Source organism: Sphingomonas sp. BE138, from assembly GCF_031456125.1.
Classification (GTDB): Bacteria; Pseudomonadota; Alphaproteobacteria; order Sphingomonadales; family Sphingomonadaceae; genus Sphingomonas.
In genome coordinates, this window is sequence record NZ_JAVDUC010000001.1 from 331096 (window position 1) to 352073 (window position 20978).

Consider the following 20978-nt stretch of genomic DNA (forward strand, 5'->3'; position numbering starts at 1 on the left):
GTGGGTACGCGGGCGCGCCGCCAATGTTCCCGACCCGGATCGGCGATCCCGCGATGGCGGGTAGCCGGCGCGAAGTCTATGCAAAGATGACGGACCTGGGCGACAGGGGGTGCGGCGATGACGGTGCTGGAGCAGGGCGCGGGGCGGCGGCTGGCGACGACATGGGTGCCGGTCGCGGTGATGGCGGGCGCCGGGCTGGCGGTGCGCACGCCGGCCGTCGCCGCCTGGCCGCTGGCGGCGTTGCTGCTCTTCCTCTGGGTCGTCGCCGACACGATGATGCTGGCCTTGATTACACGCACTGCCGGGAAGCCGGAGCGGCGGGCGGTGCTCGGCGTGCTGGCCGGCGCGAGCGCGACCGTCGCGATCGGCGCGCCGCCGGCGTTGCGCGGGGTGCTGTGGACGATGCCATGGCTGATGACGGCGATGGTGGCGCTGGTGCTGGCGCATGTCACGCCGGCGGCGCGGCGCGGCTGGCGCGTGCCGGCTGGAGGTGGCGTGGCGCAGCGGTGCGCGGGCGTGGCGGCGGAAGTGTTCCCGCCGGCGCTGCTACGGCTGGCACGTGCGGAGCTCACGGTGCTGCACATGGCGCTGGTTCGCTGGGGCGGGGCGGCGGACGTGCCGGCCGGGGCGCGCGCCTTCGCTTACCACCGGCACCTCGCGCCGATGTGCGCGGCGTTGCTGATCCTGTCGGGGATCGAGATCGCGGTCTGTCACCTGCTGCTCGCGCATTGGAGCCGCGCGGGGGCGGTAGTGATGTTCGTCCTGAGCGATGTCGGGTTCGTCTATCTGATCGGGCTGATCAAGTCGTTCCGGTTCAGGCCGATCCTGCTGACGGCGGAGGGCGTGCACGTGCGCGCCGGGTTCCTGATCGATCGGACGATCCCGCTGGCGGCGATCGCCGGGGTGGACGGCGACGTGCGCGGCGAGGAGATGCGCGACCACACCACGCTCAATGCCGCATTGCTGGCATGGCCGAACGTGGTGCTGCGGCTTGGGACACCGTTGCCGGCGCGATCGTGGCGGCGCAGGCCGGCGATAGTGCGGGTGGCGTTCCGGCTGGATGAGCCGGAGGCGTTCGTGCGGATGCTGCGGTGGCGGTTGGAACGTCCCTAGCCCTAGGACGCACGCGCCTTTGCGACGGCGTCTTGGAGGCGGTCGAGGGGGAGGGCGCCGGAGAGCAACTGGTCGCCGACGACCCAGGCCGGGGTGCCGGTGATGCCGAGTTTCTGCGCGATCTCGAGGTTCTGGCGCAGGGTGGCGTCGGCGTCGGGGGGGAGTTTGGCAAGATCGACGTTGCTGGCGCGGGCCGCCTGCGCGATCGTCGCGTCGCTTACGGGGCCGGCGGCGTAGAGAGCGTCGTGGAAGGCCTTGAATTTGCCCTGCGATGCGGCGGCCAGCGAGGCGCGGGCGGCGGTGCGGCTGGTGTCGGCGAGGACAGGCAGTTCCTTGAAGACGACGCGCAGGTTCTTGTCCGCGGCGACCAGTTGCTCGATTACGGGCAGGCTGGCGCGGCAGAAGCCGCAATTATAGTCGTAATATTCGACCAGCGTGACGTCGGCGTGCGGGTTTCCGATCCATGCGGAGCCATAGGGCGCCTCGATCGCGCCGCGATTGGCGGTCACCGCACGAGTGGCATCGCGTTGTTGCAGGCGCTCGATCGCCTCCGGGATCAGTTCGGGATGCGCCAGGACATAGTCGCGTACGACGCGCCCGATCCGCGCGTCGTCGGCCGCGCCGACCGGCGCGACGCGGTTCGCCAGCCACATGCCGCCAGCCCCGAACACCAGGCCGATCGCGACCAGCCCCAACACCATCAACCGGTTCAACGCCGCTTCTTCTTTCCGTTCTTGTCGACCTCGTTCTGCGCGGTCATCGCGATGTCCTGCGCGCGGATCCAGTCGGGGGTGTTCTTCGGGATGCCGGCCATCGCATAGCGCGCGCGATCCGCGGCGGTGCGGTCGTCGCCCATCATGCTGGCACGCTCGGCGCTTGCCAGCGCGGCGCGCGCCTCGTCGCCGGTCAGTTCGTAGACGGTGCCGAGCTGGAACCAGGCGAACGGATTCTCGTCGTCGCGCGCCACCGCGGTGCGCAGCACGCGCTTGGCCTCGTCATAGTTCGCGGCATCCTCGGTCGCGATCAGCGCATGGCCGTAGGTGGTGGCGATCAGCGGGTTGGAGCGCGAGCCCTCGGTGGCGCGCTTGAGGGGCGCCAGCGCCAGCTTCGGCTTGCCGGCCTCCAGCAGGATCTGCCCCATGATCTCCTGGAAATAAGGGTCGGACGGCTCCCTGGCGACCAGCGCCTCGGCCTCGGCATCGGCCTTCTCGGGGTAGCCGGCGCGGTGATAGGCATAGGCGCGCGCGTAATGCGCGTAGATCGACTGGTCGCTGTCGGGATATTTCTGGAGCGCCTGCGCGGGCGGCATCAGATAGCCGTCGAGCTTGGCTCGGACGCGCAGGAAGCGTTCCTGCAGCTTCGCGTCCGCGGGCTTGGCCCACGCCTTCGACGCCTCGACGTCGGCGGTCAGCGTCTGGACGCGCGTGCCGGACATCGGGTGCGACTGCATGAACGGATCGATGTTCTTCGTGCCGTAGCGATATTCCTGCTGCTGCAGCTTCTTGAAGAATTCCAGCATTCCCTTGCCGGTGATGCCGGCGGTGTCGAGGTAGCGGACGGCGGACGCATCGGCGGTGGCCTCCTGCACGCGGCTGAACGCCAGGATCTTGCCCATCGCCACCTGCTGCCCGGCAGCGAGGATGCCGGCGCCCGCCTCGCCGCCGCCCGCCGCCATGGCGGCGAGCCCGAGCACCATCGAGAGGAGATACATGCCCATCGCGGGCTTCTGCGCCTGCGCACCGGTGATGACATGGCCGTCGGCGATGTGGCCGAGCTCGTGCGCGATCACGCCCTGCACCTGGTTGGCGCTGTCGGCCTGCTGGAGCAGCCCGGTGTGGATGTAGACGGTCTGGCCGCCGGCGACGAAGGCGTTGATCGACTCGTCGTTGACCAGCGCGAAGGACACATCGGCCGGGCGCAGGCCGGCGGCGGTGACGAGCGGTGCCGACATGTCGTGGAGCAGCGCCTCGGTTTCGGCGTCGCGCAGCAGGGATTGTGCCTGCGCGGGTTGCGCGAGCAGCAGGACGGCAGTGGCGACGGCGGCGATCAGGCGGCGCATGCGGAGGCCCTACGACCTTTCGGGACCGGTTGAAACGTTCGCGCCGGGCTTGTCGGAGCGGGCGCCTGGGACACGCCCTTCGACAGGCTCAGGGCGAACGGAGGGTGGTGGGGCGGGTGTTCAGCGAGGGACGCGAGCGGGGTGTCATGGGGCACGTCCTTCGACGAGCTCAGGACGAACGGGGAGGGGCGGGGCGAGCGTTGAGGGAGGCGTATGGCGCGCGCGAGGAATGATCCTCTCCACCCGTTCGTGCTGAGCTTGTCGAAGCACGTGTTCCGGAGCGTGTCGTCTGACAGTGCGCGCCGTTGGCTCGCGCCCGCGCTGGCGCGAGTGCCTCCCCTCGCCCAGCTTCGGCCAAGCCTGCGAGGTCCGAAGAGCGGGTCTGCGTGACGCTCTCCCCTTTGCGAGGGGCGAGGGCGCAGGGGGCATCGCTGGTTCATCGGCCGGGCTTTGCGGCGGTTCGGCTGAACCGTCGCTGAAAGCCCGGCCGATCGGGTCACGCGCCGAAGGTGCGCTGCCACCAGCCGCGACGCGGCTGTGCGGTGGCGGCGTCGTCGCCGGTCGCGGTGTCGGCGGCGGCAGGCGCCTCGGCCGCCGGTTCGTCGGCGGCGGGCGCCTCGTCGGCCACCGCTGCCGGCGACGGCGCCGGTGCATCGTCGGCGACCTTCTTGCGGCGCGTCCGCTTCGGCTTGGCCGGTGCTTCCTCCGCCACCGGCTCGGGCGCGGGCAGGCCGTCGCTGATCGGGCCGGCGTCACCGGCCTCGACGACCGGCTCGGTCACCTTCTTCTTGCGGGTGCGCTTCGGCTTGGCCGGCGCCTCCTCCGCGACCGCCTCGGGAGCGGAAGCGGGCTCGGCCACGACGTCGGCCTCGGGCGCAGCGGCGGCCTTGCGACCGCGACCACGCGCCGGAGCGGGCGCCGGGGTCGGCTCGGCGGCGACGCGCGCACGGGGACGACGGCGCGTCTTCGGCGCGGCGGGCGCTTCCTCCGCGACCTCGGCAACCGGCTCGTCCGCCGGCTCGTCGGCGACGACCGGCTCGGGCGCTGCGGGTGCCTCCTCGACGACCTCGACGGTCTCTACCGCCGGCTCGGCAGCGCGATCGCCCTCGCGACGGCGACCGCGACGACCGCGGCGACGGCGACGGCCGCCCTCGCGCTCGGCCTCCTCGCTCGCCTCGGCGTCGACCGCGTCCGCGACCGGGGCCTCGTCGGCGTCTTCCTCGTCAGCGACCAAGTCCTCCGCGACGTCACCGCCCTCGGTACGCTCCTCGCCCTCGGCGCGGTCACGACCGCGACGCCCGCGACGGCGACGGCGGCGACGGCCGTTGCGGCCACCTTCGCCCTCGGGCGCGGCGACCTGTTCGACGGTGTCCTCGTCCTCGACCTCGTCTTCTTCCTCGTCGATCTCGTCCTCGACCAGATCGTCCTCGGCTTCCTCGACGATCGGACGGTCGAACTTGGGCGGGTGCGCGGGCGGCGGGCCGCTGGCCTCGACCGACATGCGCGCGCCTTCCTCCTCGCCATCGGGGATGATCTCGACGGTGACGCCGTAGCGATCCTCGATCTCGGCGATGTCGGCGCGCTTGCGGTTGAGGACGTAGAAGGCCGCCTCCTGGCTGCACCGCAGCGTCAGGACCGAGCCGCGCCCGCGCGCCGCCTCGTCCTCCAGCAGCCGCAGCGCCGACAGGCCCGACGACGAGGCGGTGCGGACGAAGCCGGTGCCTTCGCAATGCGGGCAGGGGCGGGTGGAGGCCTCTAGCACGCCGGTGCGCAGCCGCTGGCGGCTCATCTCCATCAACCCGAAGCCCGAGATGCGGCCGACCTGGATGCGGGCGCGGTCGTTCTTCAGCGCCTCCTTCATCGCCTTCTCGACCTTCCGGACGTTCGATCCGTTATCCATGTCGATGAAGTCGATGACGATCAGCCCGGCCATGTCGCGCAGCCGCAGCTGGCGCGCGATCTCCTGCGCGGCCTCGAGGTTGGTCGCGGTGGCGGTCTGCTCGATATTGTGCTCGCGGGTCGAGCGGCCGGAGTTGATGTCGATCGAGACGAGCGCCTCGGTCGGGTTGATGACGAGGTAGCCGCCCGATTTGAGCTGCACGACCGGGTGGTACATCGCGGCGAGCTGATCCTCGACGCCGGCGCGCTGGTAGAGCGGCACCGGATCGCTGTAATGCTTCACCTTCCTGGCGTGGGTGGGCATCAGCAGCCGCATGAACTCGCGCGCCTGGCGATAGCCGTCGTCGCCCTCGACGATGACCTCGTCGATGTCCTTGTTGTAGATGTCGCGGATCGCGCGCTTCATCAGGTCGCTGTCGCCATAGACGAGCGCGGGGGCGCTGGAGGTCAGCGTCTTTTCGCGGATTTCGTCCCACAGGCGCGCGAGATAGTCGAAGTCGCGCTTGATCTCGGACTTGGTGCGCTGGAGCCCGGCGGTGCGGACGATGCAGCCCATCGAGGCCGGGAGCTGCAGGTCGGCCATGATCGACTTCAGCCGCTTGCGGTCGGCGGCGTTCGAAATCTTCCGGCTGATCCCGCCGCCGTGCGACGTATTGGGCATCAGCACGCAATAGCGGCCGGCAAGCGACAGGTAGGTGGTCAGCGCCGCACCCTTGTTGCCGCGCTCCTCCTTGACGACCTGCACCAGCAGCACCTGGCGGCGATGGATGACGTCCTGGATCTTGTAGCGGCGGCGCAGGTTCATGCGGCGCTGACGCAGCGCCTCGACCTGATCGTCGTTGCCGTTCGAGCGACCGCGGCGGCGCGCCGCGGGGGCGTCGCCCTCCTCGTCGTCGTGATCGTGGTCGTGATCCGCCTCGTCGTGCTCGTCGCCCTCGGCGTCGTCGGCGAAGTCGCCGTCGTCGAGCGCGTCCTGCTCGGCGCGCAGCGCAGCCTCCTCGGCGGCGTGCTCGGCCTCCTCGCGCAGCAGCGCCTCGCGATCCTCCTTGGGGATCTGGTAATAATCAGGGTGGATCTCGCTGAACGCCAGGAAGCCGTGGCGATTGCCGCCGTAATCGACGAACGCGGCCTGGAGCGACGGCTCGACGCGCGTCACCTTGGCGAGATAGATGTTGCCCTTGAGCTGCTTGCGCTCGGCACTTTCGAAATCGAATTCCTCGATCCGGTTACCCTTGACGACCGCCACGCGGGTTTCTTCCCGGTGGCGTGCGTCGATCAGCATACGCGTGGTCATTGAAAACTCTCCACGCGCCGCCCTCCGCCGAAGGGGAAGGGGCGCGACGATAAGGCGCGGCCGGCCGCCCGATGGGGCCGGCGGCGCGGATGATGATGTCTGCTGCGGCGCGCGATGCCGCCCGCTCCACCGAGCGGGACGAGCCGACCGCGACCGTGCCGCCGCCGGCACGGGCCGGGCGGAACAGCGATCGGGCGGAATGCGGCATTGCGAACGTCAACCTGATGACCCCGGGGCCGGCACGTCGCCGGTCGGGGGGTGGCACCGGAGCTGCGTCGCGCGACCTTCGCGCAACATTCCGGTCATCGCCGGACGTAGCATCGTTGCGCACGCGCTTCAACAGGCTCGTTTTTGGTGCGGGAAGGCGTTAACCACACGGACACGCATCGGCGGCTAGGGCCGGCGAAACGGAAGCGGAAAGGGGCGATGGCGGCAGGCAGGCCGACAAGGTGGACGGCGGCGGTGGTCGGGGTGGCGGTGCTGGCGACGGCGGCCACCGCCGCAAGCGGCGACCCGTTGCCGCAGCTCGATTTCCTGCCGTGGAAGGCGCGCGCGGCGACGCCGAGGAAGGTGACCGTACCGGTCCCGCCGCCGGCGCGCGGGGTGCGGCTGCCGCGCATCCGCGGGGCGGCGGGGCGGCCGCTGGTGGTGATCGACGCCGGCCACGGCGGGGGCGATCCGGGAGCGATCAACCCGGCGACGGGGCTGCGCGAAAAGGACGTCACGCTGAAGATCGCGCGGGCGATCCGCGACGCGTTGCTCGACGGCGGGCGCGCGCGCGTGGCGCTGACGCGCGACGACGACCGCTTCATCGTGCTGCGCGAACGCTTCGGGATCGCGCGTCGGCTGAAGGCGGACCTGTTCATTTCGGTGCATTGCGACAGCGTCGGCACGGGCACGCCGACGGGTGCGACCGCCTATACCCTGTCCGACGTCGCCTCGGACCGCGAGGCGGCGCGGCTGGCGGCGCGCGAGAACCGCGCCGACGTGATCGCGGGGGTGACGCTGGACCGCGACCCCGACGTGTCGTCGATCCTGATCGACCTGACGCAGCGCGAGACGATGAACGCCTCGGCGGGGTTCGCGCGGCTGCTGGGGCGCGAGGCGCGGCCGCTGATCCCGACAAAGACCAACTTCCATCGCACCGCCTCGCTGATGGTGCTGAAGGCGCCGGACATGCCGTCGATCCTGTTCGAGACCGGCTATCTCTCGACCGCGTCGGACGCGGCGTTCCTGGACAGCGACGAGGGGCGCGAGAAGATCGCGGAGAGCGTGCGGCGGGCGGTGGACGTGTTCTTCGCGCGGCGGATGGCGGAACGGTAGGGGTTCCCGTCATCCCCGCGGCGGCGGGAATCCAGAACCTCTGACCTCGCGCTTCTATCGATAAACCTGCGCGTCTGGATTCCCGCCTTCGCGGGGATGACGATCGTCGCGGACGGGTGGACATCGCGGTGGATGCCGCCTAATCGAGCCGCCGCGCGCGCCTCTTACGGGTTTCCGGCCGTCGCGCCTGCCCCTTCGAGCCCGCAATCTAAGGAGATCCCCGCCATGGCGTGGCTCATCCTCGGCATCGCCGTGGTCACCGAAATCGTCTGGGCGCTGAGCCTGAAATGGGCGGCGACGCACGGGTCGTGGGCCGCCTCGGCCGTCCCGATCGCGCTCAGCTTCGTCAACATGGGGCTGCTGGCGATGGCGATGCGCGGATTGCCGGCGGGCACCGCCTATGCGGTGTGGACCGGGCTGGGCGCGGTCGGCGTCACGATCTTCGGCGTGATCCTGTTCGGCGAGAAGCTGAACCCGGCGCAGATCGGCTTCATCGCGCTGATCATCGTCGGGGTGGTCGGCACCAAGTTGTTCGCGCCCGCGTGAGCGGCGTTGCCGTTTCGGCGAGGCGTGCGTAAACGCCTAGCCGACATGGCTTCCGATCCGACCGCTGCCGTGCCCGTTCGGCGTTTCCGGCCCCGCGCGCTCTGGCGCCGGTGGTGGGTGCGCTGGGGCGTCTACCTGCTGGGCGTGCTGGCGGTGGCGCTGGGCGTGTTCTGGCTGGTGTTCGCGCGCGACCTGCCCTCGGTCGACAAGCTGAAGGCGTACGAGCCGCCGTTGCCGACCAACGTGCGCGGCAGCGACGGGGCACCGATCTATTCCTATGCGCGCGAGCGAAGGGTCGAGCTGGCCTATAACGAATATCCGCCGACGCTGGTGAAGGCATTCCTCGCCGCCGAGGACAAGACGTTCTTCGAGCATCACGGCGTCGACTTTCCCGGTCTGGCGGGCGCGGTGATCGATTATGCGCGCAAGTTCGGCACCGGGCAGCGCGCGCGGGGCGGATCGACGATCACGCAGCAGGTCGCCAAGAACCTGCTGATCGGCAACGAATATTCCCCGACGCGCAAGATCCGCGAGGCATTGCTGGCGTATAAGATCGAGGAGACGCTGACCAAGCAGCAGATCATCGAACTGTACCTCAACCAGATCTTCCTCGGCCGCAACGCATACGGCGTCGAGGCGGCGGCGCACGCCTATTTCGACAAGGAACTGGACGAACTGTCGCTGGGGCAGATGGCGTATCTGGCGATCCTGCCGAAGGGCCCGTCGAACTACGACCCGTTCCGCGACACCGAGCGCGCGCTCGACCGCCGCAACTACGTGCTGCGCGAGATGGTGAAGAACGGCTTCGTCTCGTCCGCGCAGGCGCAGGCCGCCGCCGCCGAGCCGATCGGCGCGATCACCCGGCGTACGCCGAAGTTCGAGCGCGTCGGCGGCTATTTCGTCGAGGAAGTGCGCCGCGAACTGATCGCCAGGTTCGGCGAACAGTCCGAGGACGGGCCGCACAGCGTCTATGCCGGCGGGCTGTGGGTGCGCACCTCGCTCGACAAGCAGATCCAGCGCTATGCCGCCGAGGCGCTGCGCAACGGCCTGTTGCGCTTCGATGCCGGGCGCGGCTGGTCGGGGCCGCTGCGGCATGTCGAGATCGACGGGGAGGCGTGGCAGGGGCCGCTGCTCGGCACCAACATCATGCTCGACCACGAAAACTGGCGCGCGGGGATCGCGATCGCGCGCGACGGCGATGCGTGGCGGCTGGGCTTCGCGGACGGATCCACGGGCACGATGGCGCGCGATGCGGCGCAGATGCCGGTGCGCGGGCGAGGCGGCACCGCCTTCGCCGCGATCAAGCCGGGCGACATCATCGCGGTCGCGCCCGCCGGGGCGGGGCGGTTCGCGCTGCGCTCGGTCCCGCGCATCTCGGGCGGGTTCGTGGTGCAGGAGCCGGCGACCGGCCGCATCCTGGCCATGCAGGGCGGGTTCGAGTCGAGCGTGCAGTCCTTCAATCGCGCGACGCAGGCGTTCCGGCAGCCGGGCTCGACGATCAAGCCAATCGTCTATTCCGCGGCGCTGGAGAACGGCATGACCCCGGCGTCGATCATCGTCGACGGGCCGTTCTGTGTCGACCAGGGCGCGCGGCTGGGGCAGAAATGCTTCCGCAACTTCGGCAATTCACGCGGGGCGGGGCCGCATACAATGCGCTGGGGCATCGAGCAGTCGCGCAACCTGATGACGGTGCGCACCGCCGCGCAGACCGGCATGGGCCGGGTCGTCAAGCTGATCAAGGGCATGGGGATCGGCGATTATGCGCCGTACCTATCCTATGCGCTGGGCGCCGGCGAGACGACGGTGACGAAGATGGTGAACGCTTACGGGGTGCTCGCCAACTGGGGGCGATGGCACGACCCGTCGTTGATCGACGTGGTGCAGGATCGGCACGGCAAGGTGATCTGGCCGGAGGGCTGGCGGGCGTGCGACGGGTGCAACCAGCGCGACTGGAACGGTCGCGCGATGCCGCGCCCGCAGACGGGCGGGCGGCAGGTGCTGGACGCGATGAGCGCGTATCAGATGGTGCACATCACCGAGGGCGTGATCCAGCGCGGCACCGCCACCGGCCTGCGCGACCTGAACCGCCCGATGTTCGGCAAGACCGGCACCAACAACGGCCCGACCGACGTGTGGTTCGTCGGCGGCACGCCGCAGATGATCGCCGGGCTCTACATGGGGTTCGACAGCCCGCGCAGCCTGGGCGGCTATGCGCAGGGCGGGACGGTGGCGGTGCCGGTGTTCAGGGAATGGGCGCAGAAGGCGTATGAGGGGCTGCCGCCGATCCCCTTCCGCGCGCCGCCGGGCATCCGCATGGTACGCATCGACCGCGCGAGCGGGCTCGAGGTGTTCGGCACCTTCCCGACCGACACCGATCCCAAGCCGGCGGTGATCTGGGAAGCGTTCAAGCCGCAGAGCGAGGCGCGCCGCGCCCGCCGCGCCGCGCCGGCCGCCGCGGCCCCGTCCGCACGCCCCAGCGCCAGCGCGACGCGTGCCACCGCGAACGACAGCGACTTCTTGCAGAGGCAGGGGGGCATCTACTAAGTCGTCGTTTCAGTGATTACGTCATCCCGGCGAAACCCGGGATCTCCCGGTATGATAAGCGCACCGCTTGCCGCACGAGATTCCGGCTTCCGCTGGAATGACGACAGTGTGGAGAAGAATGATGCGCGCCGAAGCGCAGGCCCATGTCGACAGCATCAACGAGGCGCTGGCGCTGTTGCGCCGCTTCCTCGACTGGGACCGCGCGCTGCGTCGCCTCGACGAGCTGAACGCGCGCGTCGAGGACCAGGCGTTGTGGAACAACCCCAAGGAAGCGCAGGCGGTGATGCGCGAGCGGCGGCGGCTGGACGAGGCGATCACCGCCACGCGCGATATCGAGCGCGAGCTGGCCGACACCGCCGAGCTGATCGAGATGGCCGAGGCCGAGGGCGACGCCGAAATGGCGGACGAGGGCGTTGCCGCGCTGAAGACGCTCGCCGATCGCGCGCAGGCCGACAAGGTCAAGGCGCTGCTGGCGGGCGAGGCCGACGCCAACGACACCTATCTGGAGATCAACGCCGGGGCCGGCGGCACCGAGAGCCAGGACTGGGCCGGGATGCTCCAGCGCATGTACACGCGCTGGGCCGAGCGGCGCGGGCTGAAGGTCGAGTTGATCGACTATCACGCCGGCGAGCAGGCCGGGATCAAGAGCGCGACGCTGCTGATCAAGGGCGAGAACGCCTATGGCTATGCCAAGGTCGAATCGGGCGTGCACCGGCTGGTGCGGATCAGCCCGTACGACAGCGCCGCCCGCCGCCACACCAGCTTTTCGAGCGTGTGGGTCTATCCGGTGATCGACGACAATATCGAGGTCGAGATCAACGAAAGCGAACTGCGCATCGACACGTATCGCGCGTCGGGCGCGGGCGGGCAGCACATCAACACCACGGATTCCGCGGTGCGCATCACGCACTTGCCGACGGGCATCGTGGTGCAGTGCCAGAACCAGCGATCGCAGCACAAGAACAAGGCCGAAGCCTATAACCAGCTGCGCGCGCGCCTCTACGAGCGCGAGCTGGCCGAGCGCGAGGCGGCGGCCAACGCCGAGAACGCCAGCAAGACCGACATCGGCTGGGGCCACCAGATTCGCAGCTACGTGCTGCAGCCGTACCAGCTGGTGAAGGACCTGCGCACCGGCACGACCAGCACCTCGCCCGGCGACGTGCTGGACGGCGATCTCGACGACTTCATGGCCGCGGCGCTGTCGCAGCGCGTGACCGGCGAGGCGGTGGTCGTGGAAGACGTCGACTAAGTGGCGCGGCGCGCGCGCCTGGCCCTGGCGATGCTCGCGGCCCTGCTGATCGCGGGGTGCGACGGGTCGCAGCCGCTCGTCCGCAAGAAGGCGCGCGAGCCGGGGCCGTTCCCGGTCGCCGACCGCCCGATCGCGCGCATCGTCTCGCCGCGCTGGTCGAACGAGGAGACGCGCGACCGGCTGGGCGAGGCCGAGCGGGTCATGCAGCTGGCGGATATCCGCAAGGGCATGACCGTCGCCGACCTGGGCGCGGGCGAGGGGTATTACACGATCCGGCTGGCGGCGCGCGTGGGGGAGGACGGGCGCGTGCTGGCCGAGGACGTGGTGCCCGCAGTCCACGAGGCGCTGGCCGAGCGCGTCGCGCGCGAGCAGCTCGACAATGTCAGCGTCCGGCTGGGGCTGCCGGCCGATCCGCGGCTGCCGGCCAACAGCTTCGAACGGATCTTCATGGTGCACATGTATCATGAGATCGCGCAGCCGTACGAGTTCCTGTGGCGGATGCGTCCGTCCCTGCGCCGCGACGGGTTGGTGGTGGTGGTCGACGCCGACCGCCCGACCGAGCAGCACGGTACCCCGCCGCGGCTGCTGCGCTGCGAGTTCGAGGCGGTCGGCTATGCGCAGGTCGGGTTTCAGGAGTTGCGCTCGGCGGGCGGGTATCTGGCGACATTCCGCGCGGCGGGGACGCGGCCCGACCCGGCCGATATCGTCGCGTGCCGGATGAAGTGAGCGGGCCGGGCAGTCGCTACGGCCTGGCGGAGTCGTGTGAAAGCGTCCTCGTCTTTCCCGCGACGGCGAGCATTCAGAAACTCTGACATATGAACCCGCGGGCGGTCCCGGCATCGGGATTTCCGCCTGCGCAGGGATTGACGGATCAGGTGCGGCACTGGCGTGCCATCACGAAGGTATTGGGAGCTGTGGCGATCTCCGCACTCTCGCGCTACCAACCGCGTCGTGCAGCAATATTTAGACCTCATGCGCCGCGTGCTCGATTCGGGCGTGCGGCAGGACGACCGGACCGGCACGGGGACGCTGAGCGTCTTCGGGCACCAGATGCGCTTCGATCTGGGCGCCGGTTTCCCGGTGCTGACGACCAAGAAGCTGCACCTGCGCTCGATCATCGTCGAACTGCTGTGGTTCCTGCGCGGCGACACCAACGTGCGGTGGTTGCAGGAGCGGAAGGTCAGCATCTGGAACGAATGGGCCGACGCGGACGGCGATCTCGGCCCGGTCTACGGCAAGCAGTGGCGCGACTGGGTGGCGGCAGACGGACGGCATATCGACCAGATCGCGGCGCTGATCGAGGAGATCCGGACCAAGCCGGCATCGCGACGGCAGATCGTCACCGCCTGGAACCCCGGCGAGTTGCACGCGATGGCGCTCAGCCCGTGTCATTGCCTGTTCCAGACACATGTCGCCAACGGCAAGCTGTCGCTGCAGCTCTACCAGCGTTCGGCGGACATCTTCCTCGGCGTGCCGTTCAACATCGCCAGCTACGCGCTGCTGACGCACATGATCGCGCAGCAATGCGACCTGGAGGTCGGCGAGTTCATCTGGACCGGCGGCGATTGCCACCTGTACCTCAACCATCTGGAACAGGCCGAGACGCAGCTGGCACGGACGCCGACCGCGCTGCCGCGGCTGGAGATCGCGCGCCGGCCGCCGGCGATCGACGCATACGAGGCGGAGGACTTCGTCCTGCACGGCTACGAGGCGCAGCCGCATATCAAGGCGGCGGTCTCGGTCTGACCGTCGCGCGGGCGCGGCGGCCCGTCGCTGGCGTTTTGCGATGCAACAATCGGCGGCGTAGCCGGTTTCGCAGCCATGACGAATATCAGTCGACGAGACGCGATGCTGGCGACCGGCGCGGCGGCGCTGTGGCCGGCCCTGGCGGCAGCGCAACGGCGCAATGGCGCTGCGGCGACGCCGTTTTCCTGGGCGATCCTGCAACAGCGGGCCGCGGCGCTGGCCAAGCAGCCGTATCGCGCGCCACAGCCGGTCGCGGCAGCGGCGGCGTTGGATTACGATGCGGTCGGCGGGATCCGCTATCGGCCTGACAGGACGCTGGCCGGGGGCGTGCGGCCGTTTCCGCTCGGCAAGTATGCGCCGGTGCCCGTCGGGTTGAACGTGGTCGAGAACGGCCGTGCGACGCGCGTCGACTATGCCACCGACCTGTTCGAGACCAAGCCGGGCGTGTCGCCGGCACCGGGCTTCGCGGGGTTCCGCGTGATGGAGCCGGGGCGCGAGAGCGACTGGCTGGCCTATATGGGCGCGTCCTATTTCCGCTCGGCGGGATCGCAGGACCAGTACGGCCTGTCGGCGCGCGGCGTCGCGGTGGATACCGGGCTGGAAAAGGAGCAATTTCCGACCTTCACCGAGTTCTGGATCGAGCGGCTCGCCGACGGCGGTTACACGATCTATGCCCTGCTCGACGGGGAGAGCCTGACCGGCGCCTATCGCTTCGTCTCGCGGCATCGCGGGGCGGTGGTACAGGACGTGTCGTCGGTGCTGTTCCTGCGGCGTGCGGTCGCGCGGCTGGGGATCGCGCCCGCGACCAGCATGTTCTGGTACGACGATCGCGCCCATGCGACCGCGACCGACTGGCGCCCCGAGATCCACGATTCGGACGGGCTGGCGCTGTGGACCGCGGGCGGCGAGCATGTCTGGCGCCCCTTGCGCAACCCGGCGCAGCCGACCACCGACAGCTTTGCGGCGGACGACGTGCGCGGGTTCGGGCTGCTGCAGCGCGACCGCGATTTCAGCCATTATCAGGACGACGGTGCCTTCTACGATCGCCGCCCGAACCTGTGGATCGAGCCGAAGGGCAAATGGGGCGCCGGGCGCGTGTTGCTTTACGCGTTCCCGACCGCCGGCGAGACGACCGACAATGTCGTTTGCTTCTGGACGCCGGGCGCCCCGGTGCGCGCGGGGCAACGGCTGGCCTATGACTATCGGCTGACCTGGGGATCGGACGATCCCAGCCGCGACCGCGCGGCGCATGTCGTCGACACCTGGACCGGCAGCGCGGGACGACCCGGCGGTGCGCCGGTGGCGGGCGCGGTGAAGCTGGTCGCGGACTTCATGGGCGACGGCCTGGCCGGGCTGACGCGCGAAAGCGGGGTCAGCGCCGACATCGGGGTGACGCGCGGCAAGGTGCTGGCGAGCGCCGCCTATCCGGTCGTCGGACAGCGGAACCGCTGGCGCGTCACCGCCGATATCGCACCGGAGGGGGATGGGCCCGCCGACGTGCGGCTGTTCCTGAAGCGCGACGGCGCGGCGCTCAGCGAGACGCTGCTGATGCCGCTGTACAGCACGTGACCGACACGCCCCCGTGCCTGCCGCCGCCCGCACCGCTCGAGATGCCCGAGCAGCGCTTCGACGGCGCGCCGCCGCCGGGGCGCGCGCCGGACCCGTTCGACGGCGCGATCGGATCGGGCGCGGACGTCCTGGCGCGCCGCGCGATCCTGGTGCTGCTGACGCTGGTGCTGGCGCTGCTGGCGTCGACCGCGCTCAAGGAGTCGGTGCTGACCGACGGGCTGGCGGTCAGCGACATGCTGCTGCTGACGGTGTTCTTTCCGCTCTTCGCGCTGCTCGCCTTCGGGTTCATCAATGCGGCGGTGGGGTTCATCGTGCTGGCGACCGGGCTGCACCCGGGCTTCACGCCCATGCCGCGCTGGTCGGAGCCGCTGAAGGGGCGCACCGCGATCCTGATGCCGGTGCACAACGAGGACATCGGCGAAGTCTGCGGGCGGTTGCAGCATATGGCCGACGCGCTCGCACGCGCCGGCACCTGCGCCGCGTTCGACTTCTTCATTCTGAGCGATTCCGCGGCCGACAACGAGGCGGCCGAGCTCGCGGCGTGGCGGGCGCTGGCCGCGCGGAGCGACTGCGCGGTCTTCTACCGGCGGCGCATGGAGAATGTCGGCCGCAAGCCGGGTAACATCGCCGACTGGCTGCGCGCGCACGGCGGCGCCTATGACTATATGCTGATGCTCGACGCGGACAGCCTGATGGGCGGCGACACGATCGTCGGCATGGCGCAGATCATGGACCGTCGCCCGGCGGTGGCGCTGCTCCAGACCGTGCCGCAGGTGATCGGCGCGACGACGCTGTTCCAGCGCTGGATGCAGTTCGCCAGCCGTATCTACGGCCCTGCCGCGACCGCGGGGCTGGTCTGGTGGTCGGGCGCGGAGGCGACCTTCTGGGGGCACAATGCGCTGATCCGCGTGCGCGCCTTCGCGGAGAGCTGCGGGCTGCCGGTGCTGCGCGGCGCGCCGCCGTTCGGGGGCACGATCATGAGCCACGACGTCGTCGAGGCCGCGCTGCTGCGTCGCCGCGGCTGGCGCGTGCACATGGTGATGACCGAGGAGACGTTCGAGGAATATCCCCCGACGTTGATCGACGCCGCGGTGCGCGACCGGCGCTGGGCACAGGGCAACCTCCAGCATCTGGCGCTGCTCGGCGCGTCGGGGTTCCACTGGATCAACCGGTTGCAACTGCTGCTGGGGGCGGCGGGGTATCTGGCGTCGCCGCTGTGGCTGTTGCTGATCACCGTCAGCGTGGTGCAGGCGGTGCGCGGCGAGGCCGGGCTGATGTCGGGCGATCCGTCGGGAATGGTGCTGGAGCTGACGCTGGCGCTGCTGTTCGGGCCGAAGGTGCTGGGGATCGTTCATGCGCTGGCCGACGCGCGGCGGCGGGCCTCGCTGGGCGGGACCGGCGCGATCCTGCGCTCGGTGCTGGTCGACGTGCCGCTGTCGACGCTGGCCGCGCCGGCGATCGCGCTGACCCAGACGATCGACCTGCTCGGCATCGCGCGGCAGCGCAAGGCGGAGTGGCATACGCAGAACCGGCGCGGCGGCGGCCTGCCGCTGCGCGCGATCCTGCCGCGGTATCGGTGGCACGTGCTGGCGGGGGCGGTGCTCCTCGCGTTGTCGCCGCTGATGCCGGTCGCGGCGCTGTGGCTGGCGCCGGTCACCGCCGGGCTGCTGCTGTCGCCGCTGATCGTGCAATGGACCGCCAGCGATCGCTGGGGGGCCCGCGCGGCGCGGGCGCGGGTGTTCGTGACCGATGCGGAGGATCGCGAACCGCGCGCGATGCCGTCGACGGTCGCGGGGTAACGCCGGGCGCTCCCAGCGTCCTGTCACGCGCGACGAGAGCGACGCGCACGAAAAAGGGGGCGACGCCGTGCGCCGCCCCCTCCTTTGGCTCGATCAGCTCAGTTGCTGTCCGAATCGTCACCATCGTCGGCGATGATGATGATGCCGGCGATCACCGCCGCCGCCGCGACGGCCGCGACGATCAGGCCGCCGCCGACCAGCTCGTTCTTCTTGGCGGTCGGCGCCGACGCGCGCGCCGCCTTGGCGACCGACAGGCTGGCGGCCGAGTTGACCGGCGCCGCAACCGCCGGAACGGTGGCGAGCGAAGCGACCGCAGCCGCCATCAGGAATTTCTTCATCATAACATCTCCCTCGAGGCCCCTGCTACTCTCATGCGGTGGCGCGTCTTGCAACGGCAGTAATATGACAATGCGACGAAAGGCGCGGGAGCCGAGACTTCAGGAGCGGTCAGGCGGCGAACTGGTTCATTGTATTGTGGACGCCGCCGGCCTTCAGCGCCGCGTCGCCGGCGAAATATTCCTTGTGATCGTCGCCGATGTCGCTGCCTGACATGTTCTGGTGGCGGACGCAGGCGATCCCTTCGCGGATTTCGCGGCGTTGCACGCCCTTTACATAGCCAAGCATTCCCTGATCGCCGAAATAATCGCGTGACAACAAGTCCGTACTCAGCGCGGCGGTGTGGTAGGTCGGCAGCGTGATGAGGTGGTGGAAGATGCCGGCGCGCGCCGAGGCGTCGCGCTGGAAGGTGCGGATGCGCTCGTCCGCCTCGGCCGCCAGCTCGGTGTCGTCATAGCCCGTATCCATCAGCCGCGCGCGGTCGTAGCCGGACACGTCGCGACCTTCTTCGGCCCAGCGATCATAGGCTTGCTGGCGAAAGTTAAGCGTCCAGTTGAAGCTGGGCGAGTTGTTGTAGGCCAGCTTGGCATCGGGCACCTCGGCGCGGATGCGGTCGACCATGCCGGCGATCTGCGCGATGTCGGGACGTTCGGTTTCGATCCAGAGCAGGTCGGCGCCGTGGCGTAGCGCGGTGACGCAATCGAGCACGCAGCGGTCCTCCCCGGTGCCGGCGCGGAACCGGTACAGGTTCGACGGGAGCCGCTTCGGCCGCCAAAATACCCCGTCACGTGCAATCAACACGTCGTTATTCGCGGCCTCGGAAACGGGTTCGGTGTCGAGAAACGCATTATACCGGTCGCCCAGATCGCCGGGCGCGCGCGAAAAGGCGATCTGCTTGGTCAGCCCGGCACCGAGCGAGTCGGTGCGCGCGACGATGATCCCGTCGTCCACCCCCAGTTCGAGGAAGGCGTAGCGACACGCGCGGATCTTGGCGAGGAAGTCCTCGTGCGGCACCGTCACCTTGCCGTCCTGATGGCCGCACTGCTTCTCGTCGGAGACCTGGTTCTCGATCTGGAGCGCGCAGGCGCCGGCCTCGATCATCTTCCTGGCGAGCAGGTACGTCGCCTCGGCATTGCCGAAGCCGGCATCGATGTCGGCGATGACCGGCACGACATGGCTTTCGTAGTGATCGACGGCGTGGATCAGCCGCTGCGCCTCGACCGCGTTGCCCGCGGCGCGCGCCTTGTCGATGTCGCGGAACATCAGGCCCAGCTCGCGCGCGTCGGCCTGCTTGAGGAAGGTATAGAGTTCCTCGATCAGCGCGGGCACGCTGGTCTTCTCGTGCATCGACTGGTCGGGCAGCGGACCGAACGCGCTGCGCAGCGCCGCGACCATCCAGCCCGACAGATACAGATAGCGGCCCTGCGTGGTGCCGAAATGCTTGCGGATGCTGATGATCTTCTGCTGCGCGATGAAGCCGTGCCAGCAGCCCAGCGACTGGGTGTAGGCAGACGGGTCCGTATCATAGGCGGCCATGTCGCGCCGCATCACCGCCGCGGTGTGGCGCGCGATGTCGAGCCCGGTGCGGAAGCGGTTCTGCAACCGCATCCGCGCGACCGCCTCCGGCTGGATACCCCGCCACGCGTCGCCGTTGCTGGTGACGAGCCGGCCGGCGTCGATGATGGTGTCCTGATATGTCATGGGCGTCCTTTCGCTGCGGTCGTCGGCGCGCTCAGCCGAGCCGGCCGAGACGGTGGTAGAGGCTGGAGAATTTCGACGAGCGCGGATCGTCGGCGATCTGGCGGACGTAATGGGCGACGGCTTCCTTCATCAGCCCGAAATCCTCGGTCGAGAAGACCGCGCGGCTGCGTTGCGGTTCGGTGTGCGGCATGAGGAAACGCTCCTTTCGATCGGTGATGCCGTCATCTTACCCTTCGCAAGCGTGCCGCAGTCACGATCCCACGCGAAAAATGTGTCGCTTCGTGCCGCCAAGCGTGCGATCACTTGTCGTGTTGTAAAGATCGTTACAGAGGCGGGGATGAGCCGGGACAAGGTCTTCGCAGGCCATGCGGTGCGGCGGCTGCGGCGGCGGCACGGACTGACGCAGGCGGCGATGGCCGAGCTGCTGGCGATCTCGCCAAGCTATCTCAACCTGATCGAACGCAACCAGCGCGCCATCCCGGCGGGGCTGCTGGTGACTTTGGCCGACCGGTTCGATTTCGACCCGCGCGTGCTGGCGGCGGGCGAACCGGGCGGCGGGGCGGAGGCGATCCGGCGGCGGCTGGCCGATCCCATGTTCGCCGACCTGGAGGTCGATCGCAGCGAGGTCGAGGAATGGCTGGCCGCGGCGCCGGGCGGCGCGGAAGCGTTCGCGCGCGCGTTCGACGGCGGGCACGGGCGCGGGCAGGGCGGCACGGCGACAGCGGCGGTCGGCGACGATCCGGCGACGGCGGTGCGGCGCGAGATCGAGCGGTGGCGCAACCATTTCCCCGATCTCGACGCCGCGGCCGAGGCGCTGGCGGACGAGCTGCGGCTGATCGGGGCGGACCTGTACGGCGCGCTGGTCGAGCGGTTGCGGGTCCGGCATGGTCTGGCGATCCGCATCCTGCCGGTCGAGGCGCTGCCCGATCAGCTGCGGCGGCTCGACCTGCACGCGCGGCAATTGCAATTGTCGGAGCGGCTGGCGCCGTGGTCGCGCACCTTCGCGCTGGCGGTGCAATGCGCACTGCTGGAGGCGCGTGCCGAGATCGACGCGCTGGCGCGCGGGGCGGCGTTGGAGCGCGTGGCGGAGCGTTTGTTGCGACGGCATCTCGCCAGCTATTTCGCCGCCGCGGTGATGATGCCCTATGCGCGGTTCCTGCGCGCGTGCGAGGCGAGCGGATACGACCTGGAGGTGCTGCAACGCCGGTTCGGGGCGGGGCTGGAGCAGGTCGCGCACCGGCTGACGACGCTGCAACGCGTCGGTGCGCGCGGGTTGCCGTTCTTCCTGCTGCGCATCGACCGCGCGGGGCAGGTGTCGAAGCGGTTCATGGGTGCGAGCAACACGCCACTGCTGGCCGGGGAGGGGCGTTGTCCGCTGTGGCGGGTGCACCATGCCTTCGACCGGCCGGGAAGCGTCGTGCCGCAGCTGCTGGAGCTGGAAGACGGAACGCGCTGGTTCACGCTCGCCGTCGCGGTCACCGGTGCGGCGGTCGGGGCGGGGGCGAACCGGGTGGAGAGTGCGTTCGCGCTGACGCTGGGGGTGCCGGCGGACGTGGCGGGCGGCGTCGCGGCGGCGCGGGGACTGGAGCTGACCGGCGCGGCGACGCCGGTCGGGCCGGGGTGTCGCGGGTGTCATCGGGTCGGGTGCCCGCAGCGCTCGGCGCCGCCGGCGGGGCGCGCGTTGCTGGTCAACGATCGCGAGCGCGGGGTGTCGGGGTGGGCGTTTGCGGGGGATTGATGGGGGGTGGACCTATCGCTCCCTCGCCCCTCTCGGAGGGGAGAGGGATGCGCAGACTTAGG

The 20978-nt window shown here is 70.0% G+C and carries 16 protein-coding genes; 10 read left to right on the forward strand and 6 right to left on the reverse strand.

Annotation, left to right across the window (positions count from 1 at the left end; genetic code table 11):
* Positions 1-117: 117 nt before the first annotated feature.
* Positions 118-1113 carry a hypothetical protein gene (locus J2Y58_RS01390; protein WP_310097597.1) on the forward strand — a complete coding sequence of 332 codons (996 nt, stop codon included), beginning with the start codon at positions 118-120 and terminating at the stop codon, positions 1111-1113.
* A 2-nt stretch (positions 1114-1115) separates the two neighbouring features.
* Here J2Y58_RS01390 and J2Y58_RS01395 read toward each other — a convergent pair whose 3' ends face one another.
* From J2Y58_RS01395 to J2Y58_RS01405, 3 genes are all read right to left on the reverse strand, one after another.
* Positions 1116-1826, reverse strand: a complete 711-nt coding sequence (locus J2Y58_RS01395; RefSeq protein WP_310097600.1) for a DsbA family protein — start codon at positions 1824-1826, stop codon at positions 1116-1118.
* Positions 1823-3172, reverse strand: a complete 1350-nt coding sequence (locus J2Y58_RS01400) for a M48 family metalloprotease (RefSeq protein WP_310097604.1) — start codon at positions 3170-3172, stop codon at positions 1823-1825. Before J2Y58_RS01400 ends, J2Y58_RS01395 begins: the two co-directional genes overlap by 4 nt.
* 496 nt (positions 3173-3668) lie before the next feature.
* On the reverse strand, positions 3669-6353 hold the full coding sequence (locus tag J2Y58_RS01405; protein WP_310098332.1) for a ribonuclease E/G: 2685 nt from the start codon (positions 6351-6353) through the stop codon (positions 3669-3671).
* 438 nt (positions 6354-6791) lie between these two features.
* Here J2Y58_RS01405 and J2Y58_RS01410 point away from each other — a divergent pair, with 438 nt between their 5' ends.
* The 8 genes from J2Y58_RS01410 to mdoH all read left to right on the forward strand — a co-directional run bounded on the left by J2Y58_RS01410 (position 6792) and on the right by mdoH (position 17141).
* Positions 6792-7688 carry an N-acetylmuramoyl-L-alanine amidase gene (locus J2Y58_RS01410; RefSeq protein WP_405053053.1) on the forward strand — a complete coding sequence of 299 codons (897 nt, stop codon included), beginning with the start codon at positions 6792-6794 and terminating at the stop codon, positions 7686-7688.
* A 225-nt stretch (positions 7689-7913) separates the two neighbouring features.
* Positions 7914-8234 (forward strand): multidrug efflux SMR transporter, encoded by a 321-nt coding sequence (locus J2Y58_RS01415; RefSeq protein WP_310097606.1) that lies wholly within the window; start codon positions 7914-7916, stop codon positions 8232-8234.
* A gap of 45 nt (positions 8235-8279) precedes the next feature.
* On the forward strand, positions 8280-10778 hold the full coding sequence (locus tag J2Y58_RS01420) for a transglycosylase domain-containing protein (protein WP_310097609.1): 2499 nt from the start codon (positions 8280-8282) through the stop codon (positions 10776-10778).
* Between the two features lie 121 nt (positions 10779-10899).
* Positions 10900-12027, forward strand: coding sequence for a peptide chain release factor 2 (gene prfB / locus J2Y58_RS01425; protein ID WP_310097612.1), 1128 nt, complete (start codon positions 10900-10902; stop codon positions 12025-12027).
* A 30-nt stretch (positions 12028-12057) separates the two neighbouring features.
* Positions 12058-12753 carry a methyltransferase domain-containing protein gene (locus J2Y58_RS01430; protein ID WP_310098335.1) on the forward strand — a complete coding sequence of 232 codons (696 nt, stop codon included), beginning with the start codon at positions 12058-12060 and terminating at the stop codon, positions 12751-12753.
* Between the two features lie 225 nt (positions 12754-12978).
* The gene (locus tag J2Y58_RS01435) at positions 12979-13773 is read left to right on the forward strand and encodes a thymidylate synthase (RefSeq protein ID WP_310097615.1); all 795 of its coding nucleotides are present in this window, start codon (positions 12979-12981) and stop codon (positions 13771-13773) included.
* A 75-nt stretch (positions 13774-13848) separates the two neighbouring features.
* Entirely contained in the window at positions 13849-15342 is a 1494-nt protein-coding gene (locus tag J2Y58_RS01440; protein WP_310097618.1) for a glucan biosynthesis protein, read from the forward strand.
* Entirely contained in the window at positions 15339-17141 is a 1803-nt protein-coding gene (gene mdoH, locus J2Y58_RS01445) for a glucans biosynthesis glucosyltransferase MdoH (protein WP_310097621.1), read from the forward strand. Before J2Y58_RS01440 ends, mdoH begins: the two co-directional genes overlap by 4 nt.
* Before the next feature lie 98 nt (positions 17142-17239).
* Here mdoH and J2Y58_RS01450 read toward each other — a convergent pair whose 3' ends face one another.
* The 3 genes from J2Y58_RS01450 to J2Y58_RS01460 all read right to left on the reverse strand — a co-directional run bounded on the left by J2Y58_RS01450 (position 17240) and on the right by J2Y58_RS01460 (position 19368).
* Positions 17240-17482 carry a hypothetical protein gene (locus tag J2Y58_RS01450; protein WP_310097626.1) on the reverse strand — a complete coding sequence of 81 codons (243 nt, stop codon included), beginning with the start codon at positions 17480-17482 and terminating at the stop codon, positions 17240-17242.
* Between the two features lie 106 nt (positions 17483-17588).
* Positions 17589-19178: an isocitrate lyase gene (locus J2Y58_RS01455; protein ID WP_310097629.1), complete on the reverse strand. Its 1590-nt coding sequence runs from the start codon at positions 19176-19178 to the stop codon at positions 17589-17591.
* A 31-nt stretch (positions 19179-19209) separates the two neighbouring features.
* Entirely contained in the window at positions 19210-19368 is a 159-nt protein-coding gene (locus tag J2Y58_RS01460) for a hypothetical protein (RefSeq protein ID WP_310097632.1), read from the reverse strand.
* Between the two features lie 147 nt (positions 19369-19515).
* Between J2Y58_RS01460 and J2Y58_RS01465 the strand changes: the two genes are divergently transcribed.
* The gene (locus tag J2Y58_RS01465; protein WP_310097635.1) at positions 19516-20916 is read left to right on the forward strand and encodes a short-chain fatty acyl-CoA regulator family protein; all 1401 of its coding nucleotides are present in this window, start codon (positions 19516-19518) and stop codon (positions 20914-20916) included.
* The last annotated feature ends 62 nt before the right edge of the window (positions 20917-20978 follow it).

Excerpts from the sequence above, each read along its gene's own strand:
- J2Y58_RS01390 (WP_310097597.1), top strand. The coding sequence starts at position 118 with ATGACGGTGCTGGAGCAGGGCGCGGGGCGGCGGCTGGCGACGACATGG.
- J2Y58_RS01400 (WP_310097604.1), bottom strand. The coding sequence starts at position 3,172 with ATGCGCCGCCTGATCGCCGCCGTCGCCACTGCCGTCCTGCTGCTCGCG.
- J2Y58_RS01405 (WP_310098332.1), bottom strand. The coding sequence starts at position 6,353 with ATGCTGATCGACGCACGCCACCGGGAAGAAACCCGCGTGGCGGTCGTC.
- J2Y58_RS01410 (WP_405053053.1), top strand. The coding sequence starts at position 6,792 with ATGGCGGCAGGCAGGCCGACAAGGTGGACGGCGGCGGTGGTCGGGGTG.
- J2Y58_RS01415 (WP_310097606.1), top strand. The coding sequence starts at position 7,914 with ATGGCGTGGCTCATCCTCGGCATCGCCGTGGTCACCGAAATCGTCTGG.
- J2Y58_RS01420 (WP_310097609.1), top strand. The coding sequence starts at position 8,280 with ATGGCTTCCGATCCGACCGCTGCCGTGCCCGTTCGGCGTTTCCGGCCC.
- prfB (WP_310097612.1), top strand. The coding sequence starts at position 10,900 with ATGCGCGCCGAAGCGCAGGCCCATGTCGACAGCATCAACGAGGCGCTG.
- J2Y58_RS01430 (WP_310098335.1), top strand. The coding sequence starts at position 12,058 with ATGCTCGCGGCCCTGCTGATCGCGGGGTGCGACGGGTCGCAGCCGCTC.
- J2Y58_RS01440 (WP_310097618.1), top strand. The coding sequence starts at position 13,849 with ATGACGAATATCAGTCGACGAGACGCGATGCTGGCGACCGGCGCGGCG.
- J2Y58_RS01450 (WP_310097626.1), bottom strand. The coding sequence starts at position 17,482 with ATGATGAAGAAATTCCTGATGGCGGCTGCGGTCGCTTCGCTCGCCACC.
- J2Y58_RS01455 (WP_310097629.1), bottom strand. The coding sequence starts at position 19,178 with ATGACATATCAGGACACCATCATCGACGCCGGCCGGCTCGTCACCAGC.
- J2Y58_RS01460 (WP_310097632.1), bottom strand. The coding sequence starts at position 19,368 with ATGCCGCACACCGAACCGCAACGCAGCCGCGCGGTCTTCTCGACCGAG.
- J2Y58_RS01465 (WP_310097635.1), top strand. The coding sequence starts at position 19,516 with ATGAGCCGGGACAAGGTCTTCGCAGGCCATGCGGTGCGGCGGCTGCGG.